Source organism: Burkholderia sp. JKS000303 (assembly GCF_002563755.1).
Lineage (GTDB): Bacteria > Pseudomonadota > Gammaproteobacteria > Burkholderiales > Burkholderiaceae > Burkholderia > Burkholderia anthina_B.
Genome location: NZ_PDBZ01000001.1, coordinates 1004914 through 1025558, shown reverse-complemented (window position 1 = coordinate 1025558; position 20645 = coordinate 1004914). Strand labels below are relative to the sequence as shown.

The following is a 20645-nucleotide window of genomic DNA, read 5'->3' as shown; positions in this document are numbered from 1 at the left end:
ACGAAGCACACGACCGGATCGGTTGTCGCGCATCGGCCGCACCGGTTTCCCCGACGCATCGCTCGCCTCTTACCGCTTGCGCACCGCATTGCGCAGCGTTCGTTTTAATCCGCGGTTCTCTCCGCACCATCCAACACCAGGAGCTTTGCATATGCAAACCACCGACAACGCGACGTCCCAGTACGAGAGCGCCTCGAGCCGTCCGCTCGGCGGGACCGAACAGGGCGCGCAGGGCCTCGCGCCGCAAGCCACGTTCGCCGACTACAAGGTGATCCGCCGTAACGGCAGCGTGGTGTCGTTCGAGCCTTCGAAGATCGCGATCGCGGTGACCAAGGCTTTCCTGGCCGTCAATGGCGGGCAGGGCGCGGCATCGGCGCGCGTGCGCGAACTCGTCGAGCAGCTGACGCACAACGTCGTGCGCGCGCTCGTGCGCAGCCGTCCGAACGGCGGTACGTTCCATATCGAAGACATCCAGGACCAGGTCGAACTCGCGCTGATGCGCGGTGGCGAGCACAACGTCGCGCGTGCGTACGTGCTGTATCGCGAGAAGCGTCACCTCGAGCGTCAGCATGCGGGCGAGGAAGCCGCGGTCGTCGGCGGCGAATCGAACACCGGCATCAACGTCGTCGACAACGGCGTCACGCGCCCGCTCGACCTGAACGCACTGCGCGCACTGATCGTGTCGGCATGCGACGGTCTCGGCGCTGCGGTTAACCCTGATCCGATCGTCGCGGAGACGGTGAAGAACCTGTACGACGGCGTGCCGATGAGCCAGGTCTACGACTCGGCGATCCTCGCAGCGCGCACGATGATCGAAAAGGATCCGGCATACAGCCAGGTCACGGCCCGCATCCTGCTGCACACGATCCGTCGCGAGATCCTCGGCGAGGAAGTGGTCCAGGCAGAGATGTCGACCCGCTACGCGGAATATTTCCCGCAGTTCCTGAAGCGCGGCGTCGATGCCGGCCTGCTCGACGACAAGCTGCTGCAGTTCGACCTGACGCGTCTCGGCGCAGCGCTCGACGCGAACCGCGACCTGCAGTTCGGCTACCTCGGCCTGCAGACGCTGTACGACCGCTACTTCCTGCACGTCGACGGCAGCCGCATCGAAATGCCGCAGGCATTCTTCATGCGCGTCGCGATGGGCCTGTCGCTGAACGAGATCGACCGCGAAACGCGCGCGATCGAGTTCTACAACGTGCTGTCGAGCTTCGACTTCATGAGCTCGACGCCGACGCTGTTCAACTCCGGCACGCACCGCTCGCAGCTGTCGTCGTGCTACCTGACGACGGTCGCGGACGATCTCGACGGCATCTATGAAGCGTTGAAGGAAAACGCGCTGCTGTCGAAGTTCGCCGGCGGCCTGGGCAACGACTGGACGCGCGTGCGTGCACTCGGCTCGCATATCAAGGGCACGAACGGCAAGTCGCAAGGCGTGGTGCCGTTCCTGAAGGTCGTCAACGACACGGCCGTCGCGGTCAACCAGGGTGGCAAGCGCAAGGGCGCGGTGTGCGCGTACCTCGAATCGTGGCACCTGGACATGGAGGAGTTCCTCGAGCTGCGCAAGAACACCGGCGACGATCGCCGCCGCACGCACGACATGAACACGGCGAACTGGATTCCCGACCTGTTCATGAAGCGCGTGATGGAAGGCAAGGACTGGACGCTGTTCTCGCCGTCGACCTGCCCGGATCTGCACGACAAGTTCGGCGCGGAGTTCGAGGCGGCTTACACGGCTTACGAAGACAAGGTCGCGCGCGGCGAGATCAAGCTGTTCAAGAAGATCCCGGCGCAGCAACTCTGGCGCAAGATGCTCGGCATGCTGTTCGAAACGGGCCATCCGTGGATCACGTTCAAGGATCCGTGCAACATCCGCTCGCCGCAGCAGCACGTCGGCGTCGTCCACTCGTCGAACCTGTGCACGGAAATCACGCTAAACACGAGCGACACCGAAATCGCGGTGTGCAACCTCGGTTCCGTGAACCTCGTCGCCCACCTGGTGAAGCAGGCCGACGGCAGCTACGTGCTCGACCACGACAAGCTGAAGCGCACGATCAGCGTCGCGATGCGCATGCTCGACAACGTGATCGACATCAACTACTACGCGGTGCCGAAGGCGCGTAACTCGAACCTGAAGCACCGCCCGGTCGGCATGGGCATCATGGGCTTCCAGGACTGCCTGCACCTGCTGCGCACGCCGTACGCGTCGGACGCGGCGGTCGAGTTCGCCGATCGTTCGATGGAAGCGGTCTGCTACTACGCGTACTACGCGTCGACCGAGCTGGCCGAAGAGCGCGGCCGCTACTCGAGCTACCGCGGCTCGCTGTGGGATCGCGGCATCCTCCCGCAGGACACGCTGAAGCTGCTGACGGAAGCGCGTGGCGGCTACGTCGAGGTCGACACGTCGGAGTCGCTCGACTGGACGACGCTGCGTTCGCGGATCGCCTCGCACGGCATGCGCAACTCGAACTGCGTCGCGATCGCGCCGACGGCGACGATCTCGAACATCATCGGCGTGTCGGCATGTATCGAGCCGACCTTCCAGAACCTGTACGTGAAGTCGAACCTGTCGGGCGAATTCACGGTGGTGAACGAGTACCTCGTTCGCGACCTGAAGGAACGCGGCCTGTGGGACGAAGTGATGGTCGCCGACCTGAAGTACTTCGACGGCATGCTGTCGCGCATCGACCGCATCCCGGCCGACCTGCGTGCGATCTACGCGACCGCGTTCGAAGTCGATCCGACGTGGCTGGTCGAAGCGGCATCGCGTCGTCAGAAGTGGATCGACCAGGCGCAGTCGCTGAACATCTACATGGGCGGCGCGTCGGGCAAGAAGCTCGACGAGACCTACAAGCTCGCATGGCTGCGCGGTCTGAAGACGACCTACTACCTCCGCACGATGGCGGCGACGCACGTCGAGAAGTCGACGGTCGCACACGGCGCGCTGAACGCAGTGCCGACGGGCGGTGCGGGCGGCGGTGGCTCGAGCAGCGGCGGCGCGCAAGGCGCAGCAGGCGGCTTCGGTGCGGCAGGTGGCGATGCATCGTCGGGTGCGGTCAATGCGGCACCGGCGCTTGCACCGGTCGAAGCAGACGGTCCGGTGTGCACGATGCGTCCGGGCGATCCGGGCTTCGACGAGTGCGAAGCTTGCCAGTAACGCGGCGCGCGTTGACCTGAAGTAGGTTCGAGCGGCGCGCATGACAACCGATCGAGGTTGAAGTGTGCGCCGCTCTCAACTAAAAAAATGATAAGGAATCTGTAACGCGACATCTGCGTTGCAGTCACCGGCAAGCGATCGAAACATCCCCGACAGCGTCGCGTTTCGATCAGCGTTCGATGCGTCGAGCGCACCTCGCGATACATGCGCGACACACGTCGCGCTCTGCATGAACGACGATGCGTTGCTCAAAGTGTTGTATCGAGGTCGCAACGCGAATCGAAAAAAGGATTTTTCGTGAGCGAACCCTTTTATCGCTCAGGAAAAGATGGTACAAACCGTTCTAAATTGATGGTGAGAATTTATGCTCAACTGGGATGACGAGAAGACTGCCGCAACCCCCGCGAGCGGAGCGCAGCAAAACGCGTTGCGCACCCCCGCCGGGATGGCTGTCGGAATGCAGGCTGCAGCGCCTGCCGCCCATCAGGTCCGTGACATTTTCGAAGGCGATCTTGCGGTGCCGCCGCAAGCATCGGCTGTTCCCGCTGGCGGTTCCGAAGCGCGGGTCAATGTCGCCGACAAGCGCATCATCAACGGCCAGACTGACGTCAATCAGCTGGTGCCGTTCAAGTACAAGTGGGCGTGGGAAAAGTATCTGGCAGGTTGCGCGAACCACTGGATGCCGCAGGAAATCAACATGTCCCGCGACATCGCACTGTGGAAGGACCCGAATGGTCTGACCGAGGACGAGCGCCGCATCGTCAAGCGTAACCTCGGCTTCTTCGTGACGGCCGATTCGCTCGCCGCGAACAACATCGTGCTCGGCACGTACCGCCACATCACGGCGCCCGAGTGCCGGCAGTTCCTGCTGCGCCAGGCGTTCGAAGAGGCGATCCACACGCACGCGTACCAATACATTGTCGAATCGCTCGGTCTCGACGAAGGCGAGATCTTCAACGCGTACCACGAGGTCACGTCGATCCGCGCGAAGGACGAATTCCTGATCCCGTTCATCCACACGCTGACGGACCCGGCTTTCAAGACCGGCACGCTCGAAGCGGATCAGAAGCTGCTGAAGTCGCTGATCGTGTTCGCCTGCATCATGGAAGGCCTGTTCTTCTATGTCGGCTTCACGCAGATCCTCGCGCTCGGCCGCCAGAACAAGATGACGGGTGCTGCAGAGCAATATCAGTACATCCTGCGCGACGAGTCGATGCATTGCAATTTCGGCATCGACCTGATCAACCAGATCAAGCTCGAGAACCCGCATCTCTGGACCGCGGAATTCCGCGCGGAGATCCGCGAGCTGTTCAAGCAGGCTGTCGAACTCGAATACCGCTACGCCGAGGACACGATGCCGCGCGGCGTACTGGGTCTGAACGCGTCGATGTTCAAGAGCTATCTGCGCTTCATCAGCAACCGCCGTTGCCAGCAGATCGGCCTCGATCCGCTGTACCCGAACGAGGAAAACCCGTTCCCGTGGATGAGCGAAATGATCGACCTGAAGAAGGAACGCAACTTCTTCGAGACGCGAGTGATCGAGTATCAGACGGGCGGCGCGCTGTCCTGGGAATAACCCGCAGCAGCGAACTCGTCACATGATGGAGCAGCCGGTGGCCTCTCGGCCCCGGCCCAAGGTTTAGGAGCAAGAACGCCTGATGCAAAGCATGCCCGGTGCCTTAACGGCCCAACGACATGATCGGCACTTTGCGAACCCTTCAGTGGGATGGGCAAACTTCCCTCCGGAAAAAGCGGACGGCCGTGTGGCGGTCCGCTTGATCAAGCGATTAGGGGTGGCGGCGCGAGGCGCGCCGGCTACCGACTTGATTTGGCGCGCGAGGCCATGGGGTCACGCGCGCCATACCGTATTCATTAGCGTAAGCGCGCGGTATCCGCGTACGCCGATGAATAGCCCGCTTCGAAGCGCACGTCCTGAACAGCGTCCGCGGGAAGCGGGTTTTGACGAAGGGTGTAGTTTGAACTGACTCTCATCTGAACCTGAAGGAGAACAACATGGCTACTGCCAAGAAGAAACCGGCTGCTAAGAAGGTTGCTGCCAAGAAGACGGTTGCGAAGAAGGCTGCAGCTCCGGCGAAGAAGGCCGCTGCAGTGAAGAAGGTTGCTGCGAAGAAGGTCGCGGTGAAGAAGGTTGCCGCGAAGAAGGCAGCACCGGCGAAGAAGGCAGCTGCGAAGAAGGTTGCTGCGAAGAAGGTCGCGGTGAAGAAGGTTGCCGCGAAGAAGGCAGCACCGGCGAAGAAGGCCGCAGTGAAGAAGGTTGCCGCGAAGAAGGCAGCACCGGCGAAGAAGGCCGCAGTGAAGAAGGTTGCAGCCAAGAAGGCCGCACCGGCGAAGAAGGCAGCTGCGAAGAAGGCCGCACCGGCGAAGAAGGCTGCTGCCAAGAAGGCTGCGCCTGCGAAGAAGGCTGCTGCCAAGAAGGCCGCGCCTGCGAAGAAGGCTGCTGCGAAGAAGGCTGCGCCCGCCAAGAAGGCTGCCCCTGCGAAGAAGGCTGCTGCTGCACCGAAGGCTGCCGCTCCGAAGGCTGCCGCTCCGGCGAAGAAGGCTGCTGCTCCGAAGAAGGCCGTCGTGAAGAAGGCTGCACCGGCAACCACCGCGTCGACCGCATCGGTTGCGCCGGCATCGGGCGCGAAGACCGCGCTCAACCCGGCAGCGGCATGGCCGTTCCCGACCGGCAGCCGCCCGTAATCGCGACTGACCAGTACTACCCGGACACTCACGTGGTGTCCGCGGGTTGAGTAGCGCTACTCAATCGGTCCCGCCATCCGGCCTGGATGGCGGGATTTTTTTCGTCCGTATTTCTGCGCTCATGTGCCGGCCGGCGCGGCGGGTACGGACGAAAAAAAACGCATGTGCAGCTTCGCACATGCGTTCGACCGCGGCTTGCGCCGCGTGCTGAGGATGCTCGTTAGTGCGTGACGCGCGTGACGCCGCCGCTCGACAGCAGTCGCACACGGTCGCCCGCGCGGAACATTTCGCCGCTCGCTGCCTGCGTGATCGAGCGCAGGTCGCCGTTGTCGAGGCGCACGGTGATTTCAACACCGTTCGCCGTGCTGAGGTTTTCGCCGACCGCGTTGCCCGCGACCGCGCCGACGAGACCGCCCGCAATCGCCGTCAGGATCGACCCCTTGCCGCCGCCGATCGCGCTGCCCGCGACTGCGCCGAGCGCACCGCCGCCGAGCGTGCCGATCGCGCTGCCGCCGTTGTCGGACTGGATGCGCACCGCACGGATGCTTTCGACCGTGCCCATGCGTACCGTCTGCTCGCGCTGTGCCTGGCCGACGCTATAGACGTCCGCCGAACCCGGCGGCGTGAAGCAGCCGGCCAGCGTCAGCGTGGCCGTCAGCATGGCCGCGAGCGTGAGGGTTTTTTTCGTCAACATCTGTGCTCTCCCACAATATTCATTTGAGACTGTAACCGAAGGCAGCCTCGAAGCGCGCATCGATTTCGGCGCGCGTCAGTGCGTAAGTCTGGGGCCCTTGGTGGGCGATCTTGATCGAGCCCATCAGGCTCGCGAGGCGGCCCGTGGTTGCCCAGTCGAGGCCATTCTCGATGCCGTACAGCAGGCCGCCCCGGAAGGCGTCGCCGCAGCCGGTCGGATCGACGACGCGCTCGGCTTGCACGACCGGAATCTGTTCTTCGCCGTTTTTGTGAAGAATGGTAGAGCCGTGCTCGCCGCGCGTGATGATCAACGCCTGAACCCGGCTGGCGATTTCCTGTTCGGACCAACCCGTCTTGTCGCTGACGAGTTTGCCTTCGTAGTCGTTGACCGCGACGAAGGTCGCGAGTTCAATGATGCGGCGCAGCGTCGCACCGTCGAACAGCGGCAGACCCTGGCCCGGATCGAAGATGAACGGGATGCCGGCCTTCGCGAATTGCTCGGCGTGCTGGACCATCCCGTCGAAGCCGTCCGGTGCGACGATGCCGAGCTTCACGCCCGACACTTCGTCCGCGCGGTTCAGATGCGACTGCATCATCGCGCCCGGGTGGAATGCGGTGATCTGGTTGTTGTCGAGATCGGTCGTGATCATCGCCTGCGCGGTGTGCGTTTCGGGCACCACGCGCACGCTCGCCTTCGACAGGCCGAGGGCGTCGAGGCGCTCGAGATAGCGGTCCGCGTCGTTCGCGCCGACCGTCGCCATGATGCGCGCATCGCCGCCGAGCATGTGCAGTGCGTAAGCGATGTTCCCCGCGCAACCGCCGAATTCGCGACGCATCGTCGGCACGAGGAAGCTCACGTTGAGAAGGTGAACCTGGTCGGGCAGGATGTGCTCGCGAAACCGGCCTTCGAAGGTCATGATGTTGTCGTAGGCGAGCGAGCCGCAAATCAGCGTAGTCAAGGCGTGCGTTCCTGTAGAGAGCAAAGGGGGCGGCCGCCCGGCCGGCGCGAAGGGCCCGTCGGGCCTCGCGCGGCAGGGCCGGGCGGCAGCGGATTACTTCAGTGCGGCGAGTGCTGCGTCGTAGTTCGGCTCGTCCTTGATCTCGCTGACGAGTTGCGCGTGGATCACCTTGTCCTGCGCGTCGAGCACCACGACCGCACGGGCGGTCAGGCCGTTCAGCGGGCCGCTCGTCACGTCGACGCCGTAGGCGTTCGCGAATGCGCGGCCGGCGCGGAACGTCGAAGCCGTCACGACGTTCGACAGGCCTTCGGTCGTGCAGAAGCGCGTAGCGGCGAACGGCAGGTCGCCCGACACGACGACCACGACCGTGTTGTCGAGCGACGATGCGGCTTCGTTGAACTTGCGGGTCGACGTCGCGCAGGTCGGCGTGTCGAGGCTCGGCACGATGTTCAGCACCTTGCGCTTGCCGGCGAAGCTGGCGAGCGACACGTCGGCGAGGTCCTTGCCGACCAGCTTGAAGTCGGGGGCTTGCGAGCCGACGGCCGGGAACGTGCCGGCGAGATCGATCGGGTTGCCACCCAGCGTAACTTTGCTCATGTTCGTGCTCCGAAATAGCGCGCCCTTCGGGCGCGCGGGTTGAGACGGCGCGCATGCGCGCCGCGGTGCGTCACGGATAGAAGATCTGGACGCGGAAATTCGATGCGGGCACGCCGTTCGTGTCGAGACGCACGACCATCGTCTGCGTCGTGCCGGCCGGCAACCCGGCGTCGATCGGCGTGCCCGGGCGCACGTAGTCGCGCGGCGCGAGCACGCGGCGCACGGTCACGTGATTGGTGTCGTCGAGCAGCGTGAGCTCGAGCGACGGGTACGCGAGCGCGACGCGGTAGCGGTTCGTCAGCGGCACCTTCAATTCCAGCACGCGTGGGCCGTCGAGCTGGCGCAGGTCGGTCGCGTCGAGCCGCAAACCGTTGATCGCGCGCGGCGGCGCGACCGTGCAGCCTAGCGGCGCGCATGCTTGCCGGAACCAGCCCTGCGTGACGGGCCAATGGATCATCAGCGCCTCACGCTGCCACCATGCGAGCTGCGCGACGAGCAGCACCGCGAGCGCGGCGGCGACGAGGCCGCCGAAGAAGCCGCCGATCACCCCGCGTTGCCGCGGGGCGGGCGTTTCGCGCGTGACGGCGAAATGCGGGCGGTCGTCGTCGGTCAGGGCGGCGGGGAACGGTTCAGCGGGTTCGCCGGCGGTCGCGGCCGGCGCAGCGGCGCGTTCGTCCGCGTGGGTGTCCGGTTCCGGCGCGGCTTGCACCGGCGTGAATGCGAAGCGCGGTTCGCGCGGCGCGCGTTCGTCGTCGGGCGCGGCGAAGCGTGTGCTGCCGACGGGTTCGGCTGCATCGGCGACAACGCGTGCATCCGCATCCGACGGCGTGTGGGCGACGAAGCGCGGTTCGCGCGGGTCGTGCTCGGCCGATGGTGTGGATGACTCACGGGTTTGGTACGGAGTCGGCGTCGATTCGGCCGGTTCGGCGGTGGACGTGAAAGCGTGCGGTTCGGCAGGGGCGGGCGAGATCGGCGCGGGCGTGCCGGTCAAGTGGACGACACCGGCCTCCGTGGCCGGCAGCGCCAGCGGCACCAGCGGTTCGGTGCGCACGGTTTGCACGGTGTGCTGCAAGGACGGGTCGACGCCGGCGTCGAGCCATGGCGCCCACATGTCCCAGCCTTCGGGTTTGTAGTCGGCATCGGATGAGGCCGGTTCGGCGGGCGCAGCGGCGGTGAAGAGCCGCGCGGGCGCGGCGTCGTGCCGCGTGTCGGCGGCCGGTGCCACGTCGTTCAGCGCCGGCTCGGGCTGCTGCGCCAGTTCGGGAACGAGCGATTGCGATGCGTTGAAGACCTGCTGGCAGTGTCCGCAGCGCACGAGCCCGTCATGCAGCGAGAGCTGTTCCTGCTGCAGCCGGAAGACGGTTTCGCAATGAGGGCAGCGCGTCGCAAGAAGCATGTCGAGCCGGGCGGCCTGCAGGCCAGAGTGAGGGACAGCGCTATTCTAATGGCTTTCCCGCCGGGTTCCGGCGAGGCATACCCAACCTTCGTGTTCGCGCCATACCGAGATGTCGACGTAGCGCGCATAGACGGCCGCGACTTCGTCCGCCTGGCGCGCGAGCACGCCCGACAGCGCGATGCGGCCACCCGGTTTCACCTTCGATGCGAGCATCGACGCCATCAGCTTCAGCGGGTTCGACAGGATGTTCGCGACAACGATGTCGAACTCGCCGGCCGGGCAGGCGTCGGGCAGCCCGTACGTGACTTCCGCACGGTTGCGCTCGCTGTTCTGCCGCGCCGATTCGACCGCTTGCGGGTCGATGTCGATGCCGACGACGGGGTTCGCCCCGCATTTCTGCGCGAGGATCGCGAGAATGCCCGAGCCGCAACCGTAGTCGAGCACCGACTGGCCGGGCTTCACCGACTGCTCGAGCCATTCCATGCACAGACGCGTGGTCGGGTGGCTGCCGGTGCCGAATGCGAGACCGGGGTCGAGTTCGAGGATCAGCGCGTCGGGATCAGGCGCGTCGTGCCAGGACGGCACGACCCAGATTCGCTCGCCGATCGGGATCGGCTCGAATTGCGACTGCGTGAGCCGCACCCAGTCCTGTTCCTCGACTTCACGAACGTCGAACTTCGGTGTCTCGGCGACGCCGATTTCGTTTGCGGCCGCCGCGAGCAGCACGGCCGGCTCGTGATCGGGCGACAGCAGCGCGATCACGCGCGAGTGCTGCCACGCGGTACGGTCCGGCACGAGGCCCGGCTCGCCGAAGAGCGGCTGTTCGTCGGGCGTGTCGGCGTCGGCGTCCTCGACGGAAACCGACAGCGCGCCCAGTTCGAGCAGCGCGTCGGACAGCGCCTCCGCATGCTCACGGGCCAGTTCGACGACGAGTTCGCGATAGCTCATGCTTTACGCTTCTTCCGGTGCGACCTGCTGCTTCTGGGCGAGCCGGTGTTCGAGATAATGGATGCTGGTGCCGCCTTCGACGAACTTTGAGTCGATCATCAGCTCGCGGTGCAGCGGGATGTTGGTCTGGATGCCTTCGACGACCATTTCCGACAGCGCGATGCGCATCCGGCGGATCGCTTGGTCGCGCGTGGCGCCGTAGGTGATCAGCTTGCCGATCATCGAATCATAGTTCGGCGGCACGAAATAGCCATTGTAGGCATGCGAGTCGACGCGCACGCCGGGGCCGCCCGGCGTATGCCACGACGTGATCCGGCCCGGCGACGGCGTGAACTTGAACGGATCTTCCGCGTTGATCCGGCATTCGATCGCATGGCCGCGGAACTGGATGTCGCGCTGGCGCAGCGCGAGCTTCTCGCCGGCCGCGATGCGGATCTGTTCCTGCACGATGTCGACGCCCGTGATCAGTTCCGATACCGGGTGCTCGACCTGCACGCGCGTGTTCATCTCGATGAAGTAGAACTCGTTGTTCTCGTACAGGAATTCGAACGTGCCCGCGCCGAGGTAGCCCATCTTCTTGCACGCGTCCGCGCAGCGGTCGCCGATGCGTTCGATCAGGCGGCGCGGAATGCCGGGCGCCGGCGCTTCCTCGATCACCTTCTGGTGACGACGCTGCATCGAGCAGTCGCGCTCACCGAGCCAGATCGCGTTCTTGTGCGCATCGGACAGGATCTGGATTTCGATGTGGCGCGGGTTCTCGAGGAACTTCTCCATGTACACCTGCGGGTTGCCGAACGCACGGCCGGCTTCCTCGCGGGTCATGTTGACCGCGTTCACGAGCGCCGCCTCGGTGTGCACGACACGCATCCCGCGGCCACCGCCGCCGCCTGCTGCCTTGATGATCACCGGATAGCCGATCGTGCGCGCAATCTTCACGATCTCCTTCGGATCGTCCGGCAACGCGCCTTCCGAACCCGGCACGCAGGGCACGCCGGTCTTGATCATGGTCTGCTTCGCGGTGACCTTGTCACCCATCATGCGGATCGTTTCCGGGCGCGGGCCGATGAACGTGAAGCCCGACTGCTCGACGCGTTCCGCGAAGTCGGCGTTCTCCGACAGGAAGCCGTAGCCGGGGTGGATCGCTTCGGCATCGGTGACTTCCGCGGCGCTGATCAGCGCCGGCATGTTCAGGTAGCTCAGGTTCGACGGAGCCGGGCCGATACAGACGGCTTCGTCCGCGAGGCGTACGTACTTGGCTTCCTTGTCGGCTTCCGAGTAGACGACCACCGTCTTGACGCCGAGCTCGCGGCACGCACGCTGGATGCGCAGCGCGATTTCACCGCGGTTGGCAATGAGGATTTTTTCAAACATAGCGAGTATTCGTCTCTTCGAGGGGCGCGCGAACGGCGCCTGGCGAGCATCGGCGGTGCGCGGCCGGGAGGCCGCGCAGCGGGCTTAGCCGATCACGAAAAGCGGTTGGCCGTATTCGACGGCCTGGCCGTTCTCGACGAGGATTTCCTTGATCACGCCGGCTTTGTCCGACTCGATCTCGTTGAGCAGCTTCATCGCTTCGATGATGCAGATGGTCTGGCCTTCCTTGACCGTGTCACCGACCTGGGTGAACGGATCCGCGCCCGGCGACGGCGCGCGGTAGAACGTGCCGACCATCGGCGACGTCACGACGTGGCCTTGCGGCACGGCGGGCGCAGCCGCGCCTGCCGACGCAGCCGCGCCTTCGGTCGGCAGCGCGGCCGACGGGGCCGGTGCGCTGACCTGCGGGGCAAATCCGGCCGTCTGCTGGACATAGACCGGCGGCGCATTCTTGACGATACGCACCTTGCCTTCGCCCTCTGTCACTTCCAGTTCCGAGATGCCGGATTCGGAAACGAGGTCGATCAGAGTTTTCAGCTTACGAAGATCCATCGGGAATTCCCCTTTCAATACGTGAAAGCGCCGGGTGGGACCGGCGCTGAATCTAGATCGCGAAATCAGCCGCGCGACGCGCCTTGCAGCTTGTCCAGCGCGTACTCGAGCGCGTACAGATAACCTTTCCAGCCCAGCCCGCAGATCACGCCTTCAGCCTGGTCGGAAAAGTAGGAGTGGTGCCTGAACGCTTCGCGGCGGTGCACGTTCGACAGATGAATCTCGACGAACGGGATGCCAACGCCGGCGATCGCGTCCCGGATCGCGACGCTCGTGTGCGTATACGCGGCCGGATTGATCAGGATGAAGTCGGTTTGTTCCTGCCGTGCGGCCTGGATGCGGTCGACGAGCGCGCCTTCATGGTTGCTCTGGAACGACGACAGCTCGGCACCCGCTTCCTGGGCACGCGCGGCAAGCGCCTGATCGATCTGCGCCAGCGTGACGTGGCCGTACACCTCCGGTTCCCGGGTGCCGAGAAGGTTCAGGTTGGGGCCGTGCAGCACCAGCAATCGTGTCATGGTCGCTTCTATTTCTGCGGAATTGCGCGAACTTTAGCGCTATTTAGAGAATTTTGTCTAGTTTTGCCGAACGGCCGAGCGCGCCGGACCTGCAAGAATTACCGGTGCGGATGCAAAGTATCGGCGAATTGACGTGAAATTGCGGCGATCGACGCACAAATCGCCGCCAACGTGCGGGTGGCCGTTCAGGACGATCACAACGCGTCGAGGGTCTTTTTTAGCTCGGCCGGCTGGATTTGTCCCAATTTTGTCTCGCGAATCTTGCCGGTTTCGTCGATGACGACCGTAAACGGCAACGCGCCGGCGGTATTTCCGAAATTACGGGCCAGATCGGCGCCCGCATAACCGCTGACGAAGACCGGGTAGTCGACCTTCACTTTCTGCAGGAAGTTCTTCACGTTCTGGTCGGAATCGACGCCGATCCCGATGAAGCGGATGCCTTTCTGCTTGTATTGATGCGACAGCGCGACGAGCTCCGGCATCTCCTCGACGCACGGGCCGCACCACGACGCCCAGAAATTGACCACGACCTTCTGGCCCTTGAAGGAGGCGAGCGACGCGGGCTTGCCGTCGACGCCGGTGAGCGACGCGGCCCACAGCTGGTCGACCGGGCTGCCCTGCGCGGCGGGGGCTGCGACGGCGACGCCGTCGTCGGCGCTGTCGCCGTGGAACCAATGGCCGGCGGCGACTCCGCCGGCGACGGCGGCAGCCGCGACGACCGCGAGCGCCAACATGCGTTTCATCATCATCGTTGAATCATTCCGGTTCGGAAGGGGCGTTGCCTGCCTCGACGAGCGCGCGCAATGCGGCGGCGTCCGCGCGGGCGACCCGGCCACGCGCGTCGGCCTTGAGCGCGCCGCGCAGGTCGTCGCTCGCGTAGAGCGCGACATGAATGCCGATCGCGTCCACATCGCGCCGCGGGCGCCACAGGAAGCTGAGCGTCTCGACGTCGGCGCGACCGGCGAAATGCCGCGTCTCCGACACGTCGTACTGAACGTTCTGGTTCAGCAGGTAGATCGCGACGTCCTTCGGGTTGTCGGTGAATATCTGCAAATGGATGTCCGAATGCTCGTTCGCGGTGCCGTTCAGCACCGCGCCCGTCACATAGGGATTGAACTCGGCGAGCCGGCGCATCCAGTCGAGCGCGATTTCGCGCAGCCGGCGCAGTTCGTCCGGTTGCGTGTCGCTCTGGAACAGGGCGAGGTACTCGCGAAGTTCTTCCTCGATCAGGTCGTTATCCGGCAACCATTCGCCGGTCACGCGCACGTCGCCGAACAGCTGGCGCGCGGCCTTGCGTTTTGCGCTGGCGTAATCGAGGCCGTCTTCCGCGATCAGGCGGGCGGCGGACTGGGCGATTTCCTCGCGGGCGCGCCGCGGGTCGACAAGGGGTTTGCGAGACATGATCCGGCAATCATACTCGATCGCTGCCATGCCCGAACGCGGTGCGGCTGCACGCCGCCCGCCGTGCCGGCCGGCACCCGCATCCATCGTTCGGGCCGCCGGGCACGGCAGGCCGTCAGTTACAATGACGGTCTTTGTGTCGCGGCGAAAGTCGTTGACCGGGCGTCGGCCGAACGGCCTGTCCGGCGTGCCGCAGACCTTCCTTTCGAATCGACGGCGCCCGGCGGCGCGAAAGCATTCATCTATGCATATCCACATTCTTGGCATCTGCGGCACCTTCATGGGCGGTCTGGCCGTGCTCGCGCGCGAGGCGGGCCACACGGTGACGGGTTGCGACGCGGGCGTCTATCCGCCGATGAGCACGCAGCTCGAGGCGCAGGGCATCAAGCTGATCGAGGGCTATGGCGCCGAGCAGATCGACCTGAAGCCCGACCTGTTCGTGATCGGCAACGTCGTCACGCGCGGCAATCCGCTGATGGAGGCGATCCTCGATCGCGGCCTGCCGTACGTATCCGGCCCGCAATGGCTCGGCGAGCACGTATTGGCCGGCAAGTGGGTGCTGGCGGTCGCGGGCACGCACGGCAAGACGACCACGTCGTCGATGCTCGCGTGGCTGCTGGAGGATGCGGGCCTGAACCCGGGTTTCCTGATCGGCGGCGTGCCACTGAACTTCGGCGTGTCGGCCCGGCTGACCGATTCGAGCTTCTTCGTGATCGAGGCCGACGAATACGACACGGCGTTCTTCGACAAGCGCTCGAAGTTCGTCCACTACCGGCCGCGCACCGCGGTGCTCAACAATCTCGAATTCGATCACGCCGACATCTTCCCGGATCTCGCCGCGATCGAAACGCAATTCCACCATCTCGTGCGCACCGTGCCGGGCGTCGGCCGGATCGTCACGAACGGCCGCTCGGACGCGCTCGAGCGCGTGCTCACGCGCGGCTGCTGGAGCGAAGTCGAGCGCTTCGGCGTGGACGGCGGCTGGCAGGCGCTGCCGGCCGAGGACGGCGTGCCCGTCGACGAGCGCTTCGCGGTGTACTCGCAAGCCGAACGCGTCGGTGAAGTCGCGTGGCAGGTGCAGGGCGATCACAACCGGATGAACGCGCTCGCCGCGATCGCGGCCGCTCGCCACGTCGGCGTGCCGCCCGCGCAGGCCGCCGAATCCCTCGCGTCGTTCCGCAACGTGAAGCGGCGCATGGAAGTGCGCGGCAGCGTCGACGGCGTGACCGTCTACGACGACTTCGCGCACCACCCGACCGCGATCGACACCACGATCGCCGGCCTTCGTGCGCGAATCGGTCGCGAAAACTCCCGCATCCTCGCCGTGCTCGAGCCGCGCTCGAACACGATGAAGCTCGGCGTGATGAAGGCGCAACTGCCGGCGAGCCTCGCCGACGCCGATCTGGTGTTCGGCTACGGCGCGCCGACCGGGCGCGACGCGCTCGGCTGGAATCTGGGCGACGCGCTCGCGCCGCTCGGCGACAAGGCGCGTGCGTTCGACGACCTGCATCTGCTGGTGAAGTCGGTCGTCGAGGCCGCGCGTCCGGGCGACCACGTGCTCGTGATGAGCAACGGCGGTTTCGGCGGCGTGCACCAGAAGCTGCTCGACGCGCTCGGGAGCCGCGCGTGATCCTGTATCTGCACGGATTCCGCTCGTCGCCGGAGTCGCAGAAGTCGCGGCTGCTTGCCGCGCGCATGGCCGAACTCGGCCGCACGGGCGAATGGCGTTGTCCGTCGCTGTCGGTGTCGCCGCTCGACGCGATCGCCGTCGCGGAGGCCGAGGTGGCCGGCGCGCGCGACGTGACGGTGGTCGGCAGCTCGCTCGGCGGCTACTACGCGACCTGGCTGGCGGAAAAGCACGGCTGGAAGGCGGTGCTGCTGAATCCGGCGATCGTGCCGCAGCGCGATCTCGAACACTATCTGGGCGAACAGCCGCTGTGGCACGGCGGCGGGTCGATCGTCGTCGAGCGCCGGCATCTGCATGAGCTGGATGCGCTGCGCGTGCCGGCGATTTCGCGGCCCGAACGCTACTATCTGTTCGCGGCGACCGGCGACGAAGTGCTCGACTACCGCGAGATGCTCGCCCATTACCCGGGCGCGAAGACGCGCGTGATCGACGGCAGCGATCACGGAATCAGCGAATTTGCCGACTATGTCGACGACGTTCTCGCTTTTTGCGACGACAGAACGTCATGAACCCGGCGTTATGCCGATCGAATTCCCATCATCATGCGGCGCCGCCGATGCGGCGCCCGGCAGTCTGAACGAGAGTACTGAGTGAACGTTTTCTTCGAGGAATCGGGCAGTTTCAAGGCGGGCAGCGTGCTGTCGCGCCAGGGCGACGCATTTCAGGTCGAGTTGCCCGGCGGGCGGCGGGCGAAGGTACGCGCAAAGGACGTGCTGATCGAATTCGAGAAGCCGGCCGCAGGCGAGCTGATGCAGGAAGCCGATACGGCCGCGCAGCAGATCGACCTGGATTTCCTGTGGGAATGCGCGCCGGCCGACGAGTTCGCCTACACGGCGCTGGCCGCGGATTACTTCGGTGCGACCTACGGCCCGGTCGAGCGCGCGGCGCTCGTGCTGCGCCTGCACGGCTCGCCCGTCTATTTCCGCCGCAAGGGGCGCGGCCAGTACCAGCGCGCGCCGGAAGAGCAGCTCAAGATGGCGCTCGCGTCGCTCGAGCGCAAGCGCCAGCAGGCGCTCGTCCAGGTGCAGTATGAAGAGGAGCTGAAGGCCGGCAAGCTGCCGGAAGCGTTCGTGGGCAAGGTGCTCGGGCTGCTGACGCGGCCGGACAAGAACGCGATCGAATACAAGGCGCTCGAGGCCGCGGCCGGTGCGCGCGGCGTATCGCCGGCGCGGCTGATGCTCGACTGCGGCGGCATCGAGTCGGCGCGCGCGCTGCATGAAGCGCGTTTCCTCGCGGAATTTTTCCCGCACGGCACGGGCTTCCCGGCCGTCACGGTCGGCGCGCTGCCGGACGACCTGCCGCGAGCGGACGTCCAGGCATTCTCGATCGACGACATCACGACGACCGAAATCGACGACGCGTTCTCGGTCGAGCACCTGTCCGACGGTCGCGTGCGGATCGGCGTGCACATCGCGGCGCCGGCGCTCGGCATCGTGCGCGGCGACGCGGTCGACGCGATCGCGCGCGCGCGCCTGTCGACCGTCTACATGCCGGGCGACAAGATCACGATGCTGCCGGACGACGTCGTCGACGTGTTCACGCTGAAAGAGGGCGACTACCGCCCGGCGCTGTCGCTGTACATCATCGTCAATCGCGAAACGCAGGACATCGTCGCGAACGAGACGCGTGCCGAACTCGTGTACGTGAAGAACAACCTGCGTCACAACACGCTCGACGAACTCGTCAACGAAGAGACGCTCGCGGCCGGCACCGGCGACTACCCGCACAAGGACGACATCGCCGTGCTGTGGCCGCTCGCGCAGGCGCTGTTCGAGAAGCGCCAGGTCGCGCGCGCGGGCTACGGCCTGAAGCGCGAAGTGCAGCGCAACACCGACTACAACTTCTACGTCGAAGGCGAGCACGTGTCGATCACGCCGCGTCGCCGCGGCTCGCCGCTCGACCTGATCGTGTCGGAGCTCGCGATCCTCGCGAACTCGACGTGGGGCGCGTTCCTGCACGATCACACGGTGCCGGGCATCTACCGCTCGCAGCGCGGCTTCGGCGCGCCGGGCCCGAAGCGCACGCGGATGCAGACGACGGCCGCGCCGCACGAAGGCCTCGGCGTCGCGCAGTACGCGTGGAGCACGTCGCCGCTGCGCCGCTATGTCGACCTCGTGAACCAGTGGCAGCTGCTCGCGTGCGTGCAGCACGGCGTCACGGCGAAGCTCGCCGCGCCGTTCAAGCCGAAGGACGCCGACCTGTACGCGGTCGTACAGGGCTTCGACGACACCTATACCGCGTACGCCGACTACCAGCGCCGGATGGAGTACTTCTGGTGCCTGCGCTGGCTCAAGCAGGAGCAGAAGAAGCACGTCGTGGCGAGCGTCGTGAAGGGCGATCTCGTGCGTCTGGAGGAAATCCCGCTGCTGCTGCACGTGCCGGGGCTCGGCGTGCATGCGCGCGGCACCCGCGTGCTGCTCGACGTGATGTCGCTCGACGAGCTGACGATCGAGGCATCGGTGCGACTGCTGAACGTGCTCGACGCGCCGACCGTGACGAGCGGTGACGCGGCCGACGACGAGGAAGAGACCGAAGGCGGCGACGATACGCTGGTCGATGCGGAAGACGCGTCGGCCGAAACCGAAGCCGAAGCGCTGGCCGAGGCGGACGGCGCGGCGGCCGAAGGCGGCGAGGCCGCGAGCGGCAACGGTAACGGCAGCGAAGAGGGGCGCGCATCATGACCGCGGCCGTATCGACGGGCAGCGCCGACCGCTATGTCGTGTTCGGCAATCCGGTGGCGCACAGCAAGTCGCCGTTCATCCACACGCAGTTCGCCGCGCAGACGGGCGAGGCGATCGTCTACGAACACCGGCTCGCGCCGGTCGACGGCTTCGAGCCCGCCGTGCGCGCGTTCATCGCCGAAGGCGGCCGCGGCGCGAACGTGACGGTGCCGTTCAAGCTCGACGCGCATGCGCTCGCCGACACGCTGTCGCCGCGCGCGGCAGCAGCGGGCGCGGTGAACACGCTGCGCATCGACGCCGACGGCCACATCCACGGCGACAACACCGATGGCGTCGGCCTCGTGCGCGACATCGAACTGAATCTCGGCGTGTCGCTGGCGGGTGCACGCATCCTGCTGCTCGGCGCGGGCGGTGCGGCGCGCGGCGTCGTGCTGCCGATGCTCGACCGCGCGCCGCTGTCGATCACGATCGTGAACCGCACGGCGAGCAAGGCCGAGACGCTGGTCGGCCAGTTCACGCAGGCCGCGCACGATGCGGGTTGCGTGCTGTCGGGCGGTGGTCCGGAGGAAGTGCGGGCGGAGCGGTACGACGTGATCGTCAACGCGACGGCCGGCAGCCTCGATGCGGCGCTGCCGGAATGCGACCCGGCCGCGTTCGGCGCGGGCACGCTCGCGTACGACATGATGTACGGCGCGCAGCCGACCGTGTTCATGCAGCATGCGGCGTCGCTCGGCGCACGCACGGCCGACGGCCTCGGGATGCTGGTCGAGCAGGCTGCCGAATCGTTCTTCATCTGGCGCGGCGTGCGGCCGGACGGCGCGTCGGTGCTCGCCGCGCTGCGCCAGGCGCTCGCCGCGAACTGAGCGGCGAGCGGCACGTGGCGGCGGTGAGCGACGCGCAGCGCACGCGGACGGTGAGCCCGGCCCGCTGGATCGTCTATGCGGGTTCGGTGTTCGCGGGCGCATGGCTCGCGACGCAACTGTTCTATCTCGTGCAGATCGCGCTGTGGTCGTTCATCAATCCCGGTTCGACCGCGTTCATGCGTACCGACGCATGGTGGCTGTCGCGCGAGAATCCACCCGCGCAGATCCGGCACCAATGGGTGCCGTACGACCAGATCTCGCGCAACCTGAAGCGCGCGCTGATCGCCTCCGAGGATTCGACGTTCGCGACCAACAACGGCTACGACGTCGACGCGATCCTGCAGGCGTGGGAGAAGAACAAGGCGCGCGGCCGGATCGTCGCGGGCGGTTCGACGATCACGCAGCAACTCGCGCGCAACCTCTTCCTGTCGCGCGAGAAGAGCTACATCCGCAAGGGGCAGGAACTCATCATCACGTGGATGCTCGAGACGGTGCTCGACAAGGAGCGGATCTTCGAGATCTACCTGAATTCGGTCGAGTGGGGGCGCGGCGTGTACGGCGCCGAGGCCGCCGCACGCTATTACTACAAGATTCCCGCAAGCCGGCTCGGTGCATGGCAGTCGGCGCGCCTCGCGGTGATGCTGCCGAAGCCGCGCTGGTTCGACACCCATCGCGGCTCGGCCTACCAGGCGCAGCGCGCGGCCGTCATTGCCCGCCGGATGGGCGCGGCCGAACTCCCGCAATCGCAGTGAAGCAGTGATGCCGTGAGCAGCGCGCTCGCGCCGCCGCATCATCCGTTTCGTCGCCGACGCAGCATTGGTGCGCTGCAGCGCATTCGTGTCGCCCGCATTTCGGGCCACATCCATTAGACGAATCCGTCTATTTCGCTTGATTGAACGATGCCGGCAGCCGCGTGATTTTGTTTGCCGATATGGCACGAAATTCGTGGATTTTTAGTGCGTCCCGATAAACACGGCATGCAATGAAAGGCGAATGAAATTGAATGGTTCGCCAATCGAAGCATTGTTGAAAGGTGTGCACTGCACCGGCTTCGGGTCAAATATTTCCAAATTTTTCAAAGCCCACCTGCTCGCGTATATTGGCCAGCGCCTCGGCTTA

19 protein-coding genes are annotated in these 20645 nt (G+C 65.7%); 9 read left to right on the top strand and 10 right to left on the bottom strand.

From position 1 onward, the window contains the following. The first annotated feature begins 151 nt into the window (after positions 1 to 151). The 4 genes from BX604_RS04870 (at position 152) to BX604_RS04850 (ending at position 5860) form a co-directional block, all read left to right on the top strand. Complete coding sequence (locus tag BX604_RS04870) at positions 152 to 3157, top strand: ribonucleoside-diphosphate reductase subunit alpha (RefSeq protein ID WP_098549823.1); 3006 nt, start codon at positions 152 to 154, stop codon at positions 3155 to 3157. 364 nt (positions 3158 to 3521) lie between these two features. Continuing rightward, complete coding sequence (locus BX604_RS04860) at positions 3522 to 4733, top strand: ribonucleotide-diphosphate reductase subunit beta (RefSeq protein ID WP_098549821.1); 1212 nt, start codon at positions 3522 to 3524, stop codon at positions 4731 to 4733. 82 nt (positions 4734 to 4815) lie between these two features. Beyond that, positions 4816 to 5142 carry a hypothetical protein gene (locus tag BX604_RS04855; RefSeq protein ID WP_081472821.1) on the top strand — a complete coding sequence of 109 codons (327 nt, stop codon included), beginning with the start codon at positions 4816 to 4818 and terminating at the stop codon, positions 5140 to 5142. Positions 5143 to 5170: 28 nt separating this feature from the next. Further along, positions 5171 to 5860, top strand: a complete 690-nt coding sequence (locus tag BX604_RS04850; protein WP_098549820.1) for a histone H1-like DNA-binding protein — start codon at positions 5171 to 5173, stop codon at positions 5858 to 5860. Between the two features lie 220 nt (positions 5861 to 6080). Here the strand turns inward: BX604_RS04850 and BX604_RS04845 are convergent, their stop codons facing one another. The 10 genes from BX604_RS04845 to BX604_RS04800 all read right to left on the bottom strand — a co-directional run bounded on the left by BX604_RS04845 (position 6081) and on the right by BX604_RS04800 (position 14295). After that, entirely contained in the window at positions 6081 to 6554 is a 474-nt protein-coding gene (locus BX604_RS04845) for a glycine zipper 2TM domain-containing protein (protein WP_098549819.1), read from the bottom strand. 19 nt (positions 6555 to 6573) lie between these two features. Then, positions 6574 to 7512, bottom strand: a complete 939-nt coding sequence (locus BX604_RS04840) for a carbohydrate kinase family protein (protein ID WP_098549818.1) — start codon at positions 7510 to 7512, stop codon at positions 6574 to 6576. A 93-nt stretch (positions 7513 to 7605) separates the two neighbouring features. Then, positions 7606 to 8109 carry a thiol peroxidase gene (gene tpx, locus BX604_RS04835; protein WP_098549817.1) on the bottom strand — a complete coding sequence of 168 codons (504 nt, stop codon included), beginning with the start codon at positions 8107 to 8109 and terminating at the stop codon, positions 7606 to 7608. Positions 8110 to 8179: 70 nt separating this feature from the next. Next, positions 8180 to 9505, bottom strand: coding sequence for a DUF3426 domain-containing protein (locus BX604_RS04830; protein WP_098549816.1), 1326 nt, complete (start codon positions 9503 to 9505; stop codon positions 8180 to 8182). Between the two features lie 45 nt (positions 9506 to 9550). Beyond that, positions 9551 to 10453, bottom strand: coding sequence for a 50S ribosomal protein L11 methyltransferase (gene prmA / locus BX604_RS04825; protein ID WP_098549815.1), 903 nt, complete (start codon positions 10451 to 10453; stop codon positions 9551 to 9553). Between the two features lie 3 nt (positions 10454 to 10456). Next, positions 10457 to 11824 carry an acetyl-CoA carboxylase biotin carboxylase subunit gene (accC, locus tag BX604_RS04820; protein ID WP_098549814.1) on the bottom strand — a complete coding sequence of 456 codons (1368 nt, stop codon included), beginning with the start codon at positions 11822 to 11824 and terminating at the stop codon, positions 10457 to 10459. An 84-nt stretch (positions 11825 to 11908) separates the two neighbouring features. Next, positions 11909 to 12376, bottom strand: a complete 468-nt coding sequence (accB, locus tag BX604_RS04815) for an acetyl-CoA carboxylase biotin carboxyl carrier protein (RefSeq protein ID WP_098549813.1) — start codon at positions 12374 to 12376, stop codon at positions 11909 to 11911. A gap of 65 nt (positions 12377 to 12441) precedes the next feature. After that, on the bottom strand, positions 12442 to 12894 hold the full coding sequence (gene aroQ / locus BX604_RS04810) for a type II 3-dehydroquinate dehydratase (RefSeq protein ID WP_096506238.1): 453 nt from the start codon (positions 12892 to 12894) through the stop codon (positions 12442 to 12444). A gap of 194 nt (positions 12895 to 13088) precedes the next feature. After that, entirely contained in the window at positions 13089 to 13643 is a 555-nt protein-coding gene (locus BX604_RS04805) for a TlpA family protein disulfide reductase (RefSeq protein WP_098549812.1), read from the bottom strand. Between the two features lie 7 nt (positions 13644 to 13650). Next, positions 13651 to 14295 carry a UDP-N-acetylmuramate--alanine ligase gene (locus BX604_RS04800; protein WP_098552700.1) on the bottom strand — a complete coding sequence of 215 codons (645 nt, stop codon included), beginning with the start codon at positions 14293 to 14295 and terminating at the stop codon, positions 13651 to 13653. 244 nt (positions 14296 to 14539) lie between these two features. Between BX604_RS04800 and mpl the strand changes: the two genes are divergently transcribed. The 5 genes from mpl to mtgA all read left to right on the top strand — a co-directional run bounded on the left by mpl (position 14540) and on the right by mtgA (position 20278). Beyond that, positions 14540 to 15925 carry a UDP-N-acetylmuramate:L-alanyl-gamma-D-glutamyl-meso-diaminopimelate ligase gene (mpl, locus tag BX604_RS04795; protein ID WP_098549811.1) on the top strand — a complete coding sequence of 462 codons (1386 nt, stop codon included), beginning with the start codon at positions 14540 to 14542 and terminating at the stop codon, positions 15923 to 15925. Beyond that, positions 15922 to 16491, top strand: coding sequence for a YqiA/YcfP family alpha/beta fold hydrolase (locus BX604_RS04790; RefSeq protein ID WP_098549810.1), 570 nt, complete (start codon positions 15922 to 15924; stop codon positions 16489 to 16491). The genes mpl and BX604_RS04790 overlap by 4 nt, the downstream gene beginning before the upstream one ends. Before the next feature lie 81 nt (positions 16492 to 16572). After that, on the top strand, positions 16573 to 18663 hold the full coding sequence (locus tag BX604_RS04785) for an RNB domain-containing ribonuclease (protein WP_098549809.1): 2091 nt from the start codon (positions 16573 to 16575) through the stop codon (positions 18661 to 18663). Then, entirely contained in the window at positions 18660 to 19526 is an 867-nt protein-coding gene (aroE, locus tag BX604_RS04780) for a shikimate dehydrogenase (RefSeq protein WP_098549808.1), read from the top strand. The genes BX604_RS04785 and aroE overlap by 4 nt, the downstream gene beginning before the upstream one ends. 14 nt (positions 19527 to 19540) lie before the next feature. Next, positions 19541 to 20278 (top strand): monofunctional biosynthetic peptidoglycan transglycosylase, encoded by a 738-nt coding sequence (gene mtgA, locus BX604_RS04775; RefSeq protein ID WP_098549807.1) that lies wholly within the window; start codon positions 19541 to 19543, stop codon positions 20276 to 20278. Positions 20279 to 20645 lie beyond the last annotated feature (367 nt).

Bases quoted from the DNA above. Each gene is read 5' to 3' on its own strand.
- BX604_RS04870 (WP_098549823.1), top strand. From the start codon at position 152: ATGCAAACCACCGACAACGCGACGTCCCAGTACGAGAGCGCCTCGAGC.
- BX604_RS04860 (WP_098549821.1), top strand. From the start codon at position 3,522: ATGCTCAACTGGGATGACGAGAAGACTGCCGCAACCCCCGCGAGCGGA.
- BX604_RS04855 (WP_081472821.1), top strand. From the start codon at position 4,816: ATGCAAAGCATGCCCGGTGCCTTAACGGCCCAACGACATGATCGGCAC.
- BX604_RS04850 (WP_098549820.1), top strand. From the start codon at position 5,171: ATGGCTACTGCCAAGAAGAAACCGGCTGCTAAGAAGGTTGCTGCCAAG.
- BX604_RS04845 (WP_098549819.1), bottom strand. From the start codon at position 6,554: ATGTTGACGAAAAAAACCCTCACGCTCGCGGCCATGCTGACGGCCACG.
- tpx (WP_098549817.1), bottom strand. From the start codon at position 8,109: ATGAGCAAAGTTACGCTGGGTGGCAACCCGATCGATCTCGCCGGCACG.
- BX604_RS04830 (WP_098549816.1), bottom strand. From the start codon at position 9,505: ATGCTTCTTGCGACGCGCTGCCCTCATTGCGAAACCGTCTTCCGGCTG.
- prmA (WP_098549815.1), bottom strand. From the start codon at position 10,453: ATGAGCTATCGCGAACTCGTCGTCGAACTGGCCCGTGAGCATGCGGAG.
- accC (WP_098549814.1), bottom strand. From the start codon at position 11,824: ATGTTTGAAAAAATCCTCATTGCCAACCGCGGTGAAATCGCGCTGCGC.
- accB (WP_098549813.1), bottom strand. From the start codon at position 12,376: ATGGATCTTCGTAAGCTGAAAACTCTGATCGACCTCGTTTCCGAATCC.
- aroQ (WP_096506238.1), bottom strand. From the start codon at position 12,894: ATGACACGATTGCTGGTGCTGCACGGCCCCAACCTGAACCTTCTCGGC.
- BX604_RS04805 (WP_098549812.1), bottom strand. From the start codon at position 13,643: ATGATGATGAAACGCATGTTGGCGCTCGCGGTCGTCGCGGCTGCCGCC.
- BX604_RS04800 (WP_098552700.1), bottom strand. From the start codon at position 14,295: ATGTCTCGCAAACCCCTTGTCGACCCGCGGCGCGCCCGCGAGGAAATC.
- mpl (WP_098549811.1), top strand. From the start codon at position 14,540: ATGCATATCCACATTCTTGGCATCTGCGGCACCTTCATGGGCGGTCTG.
- aroE (WP_098549808.1), top strand. From the start codon at position 18,660: ATGACCGCGGCCGTATCGACGGGCAGCGCCGACCGCTATGTCGTGTTC.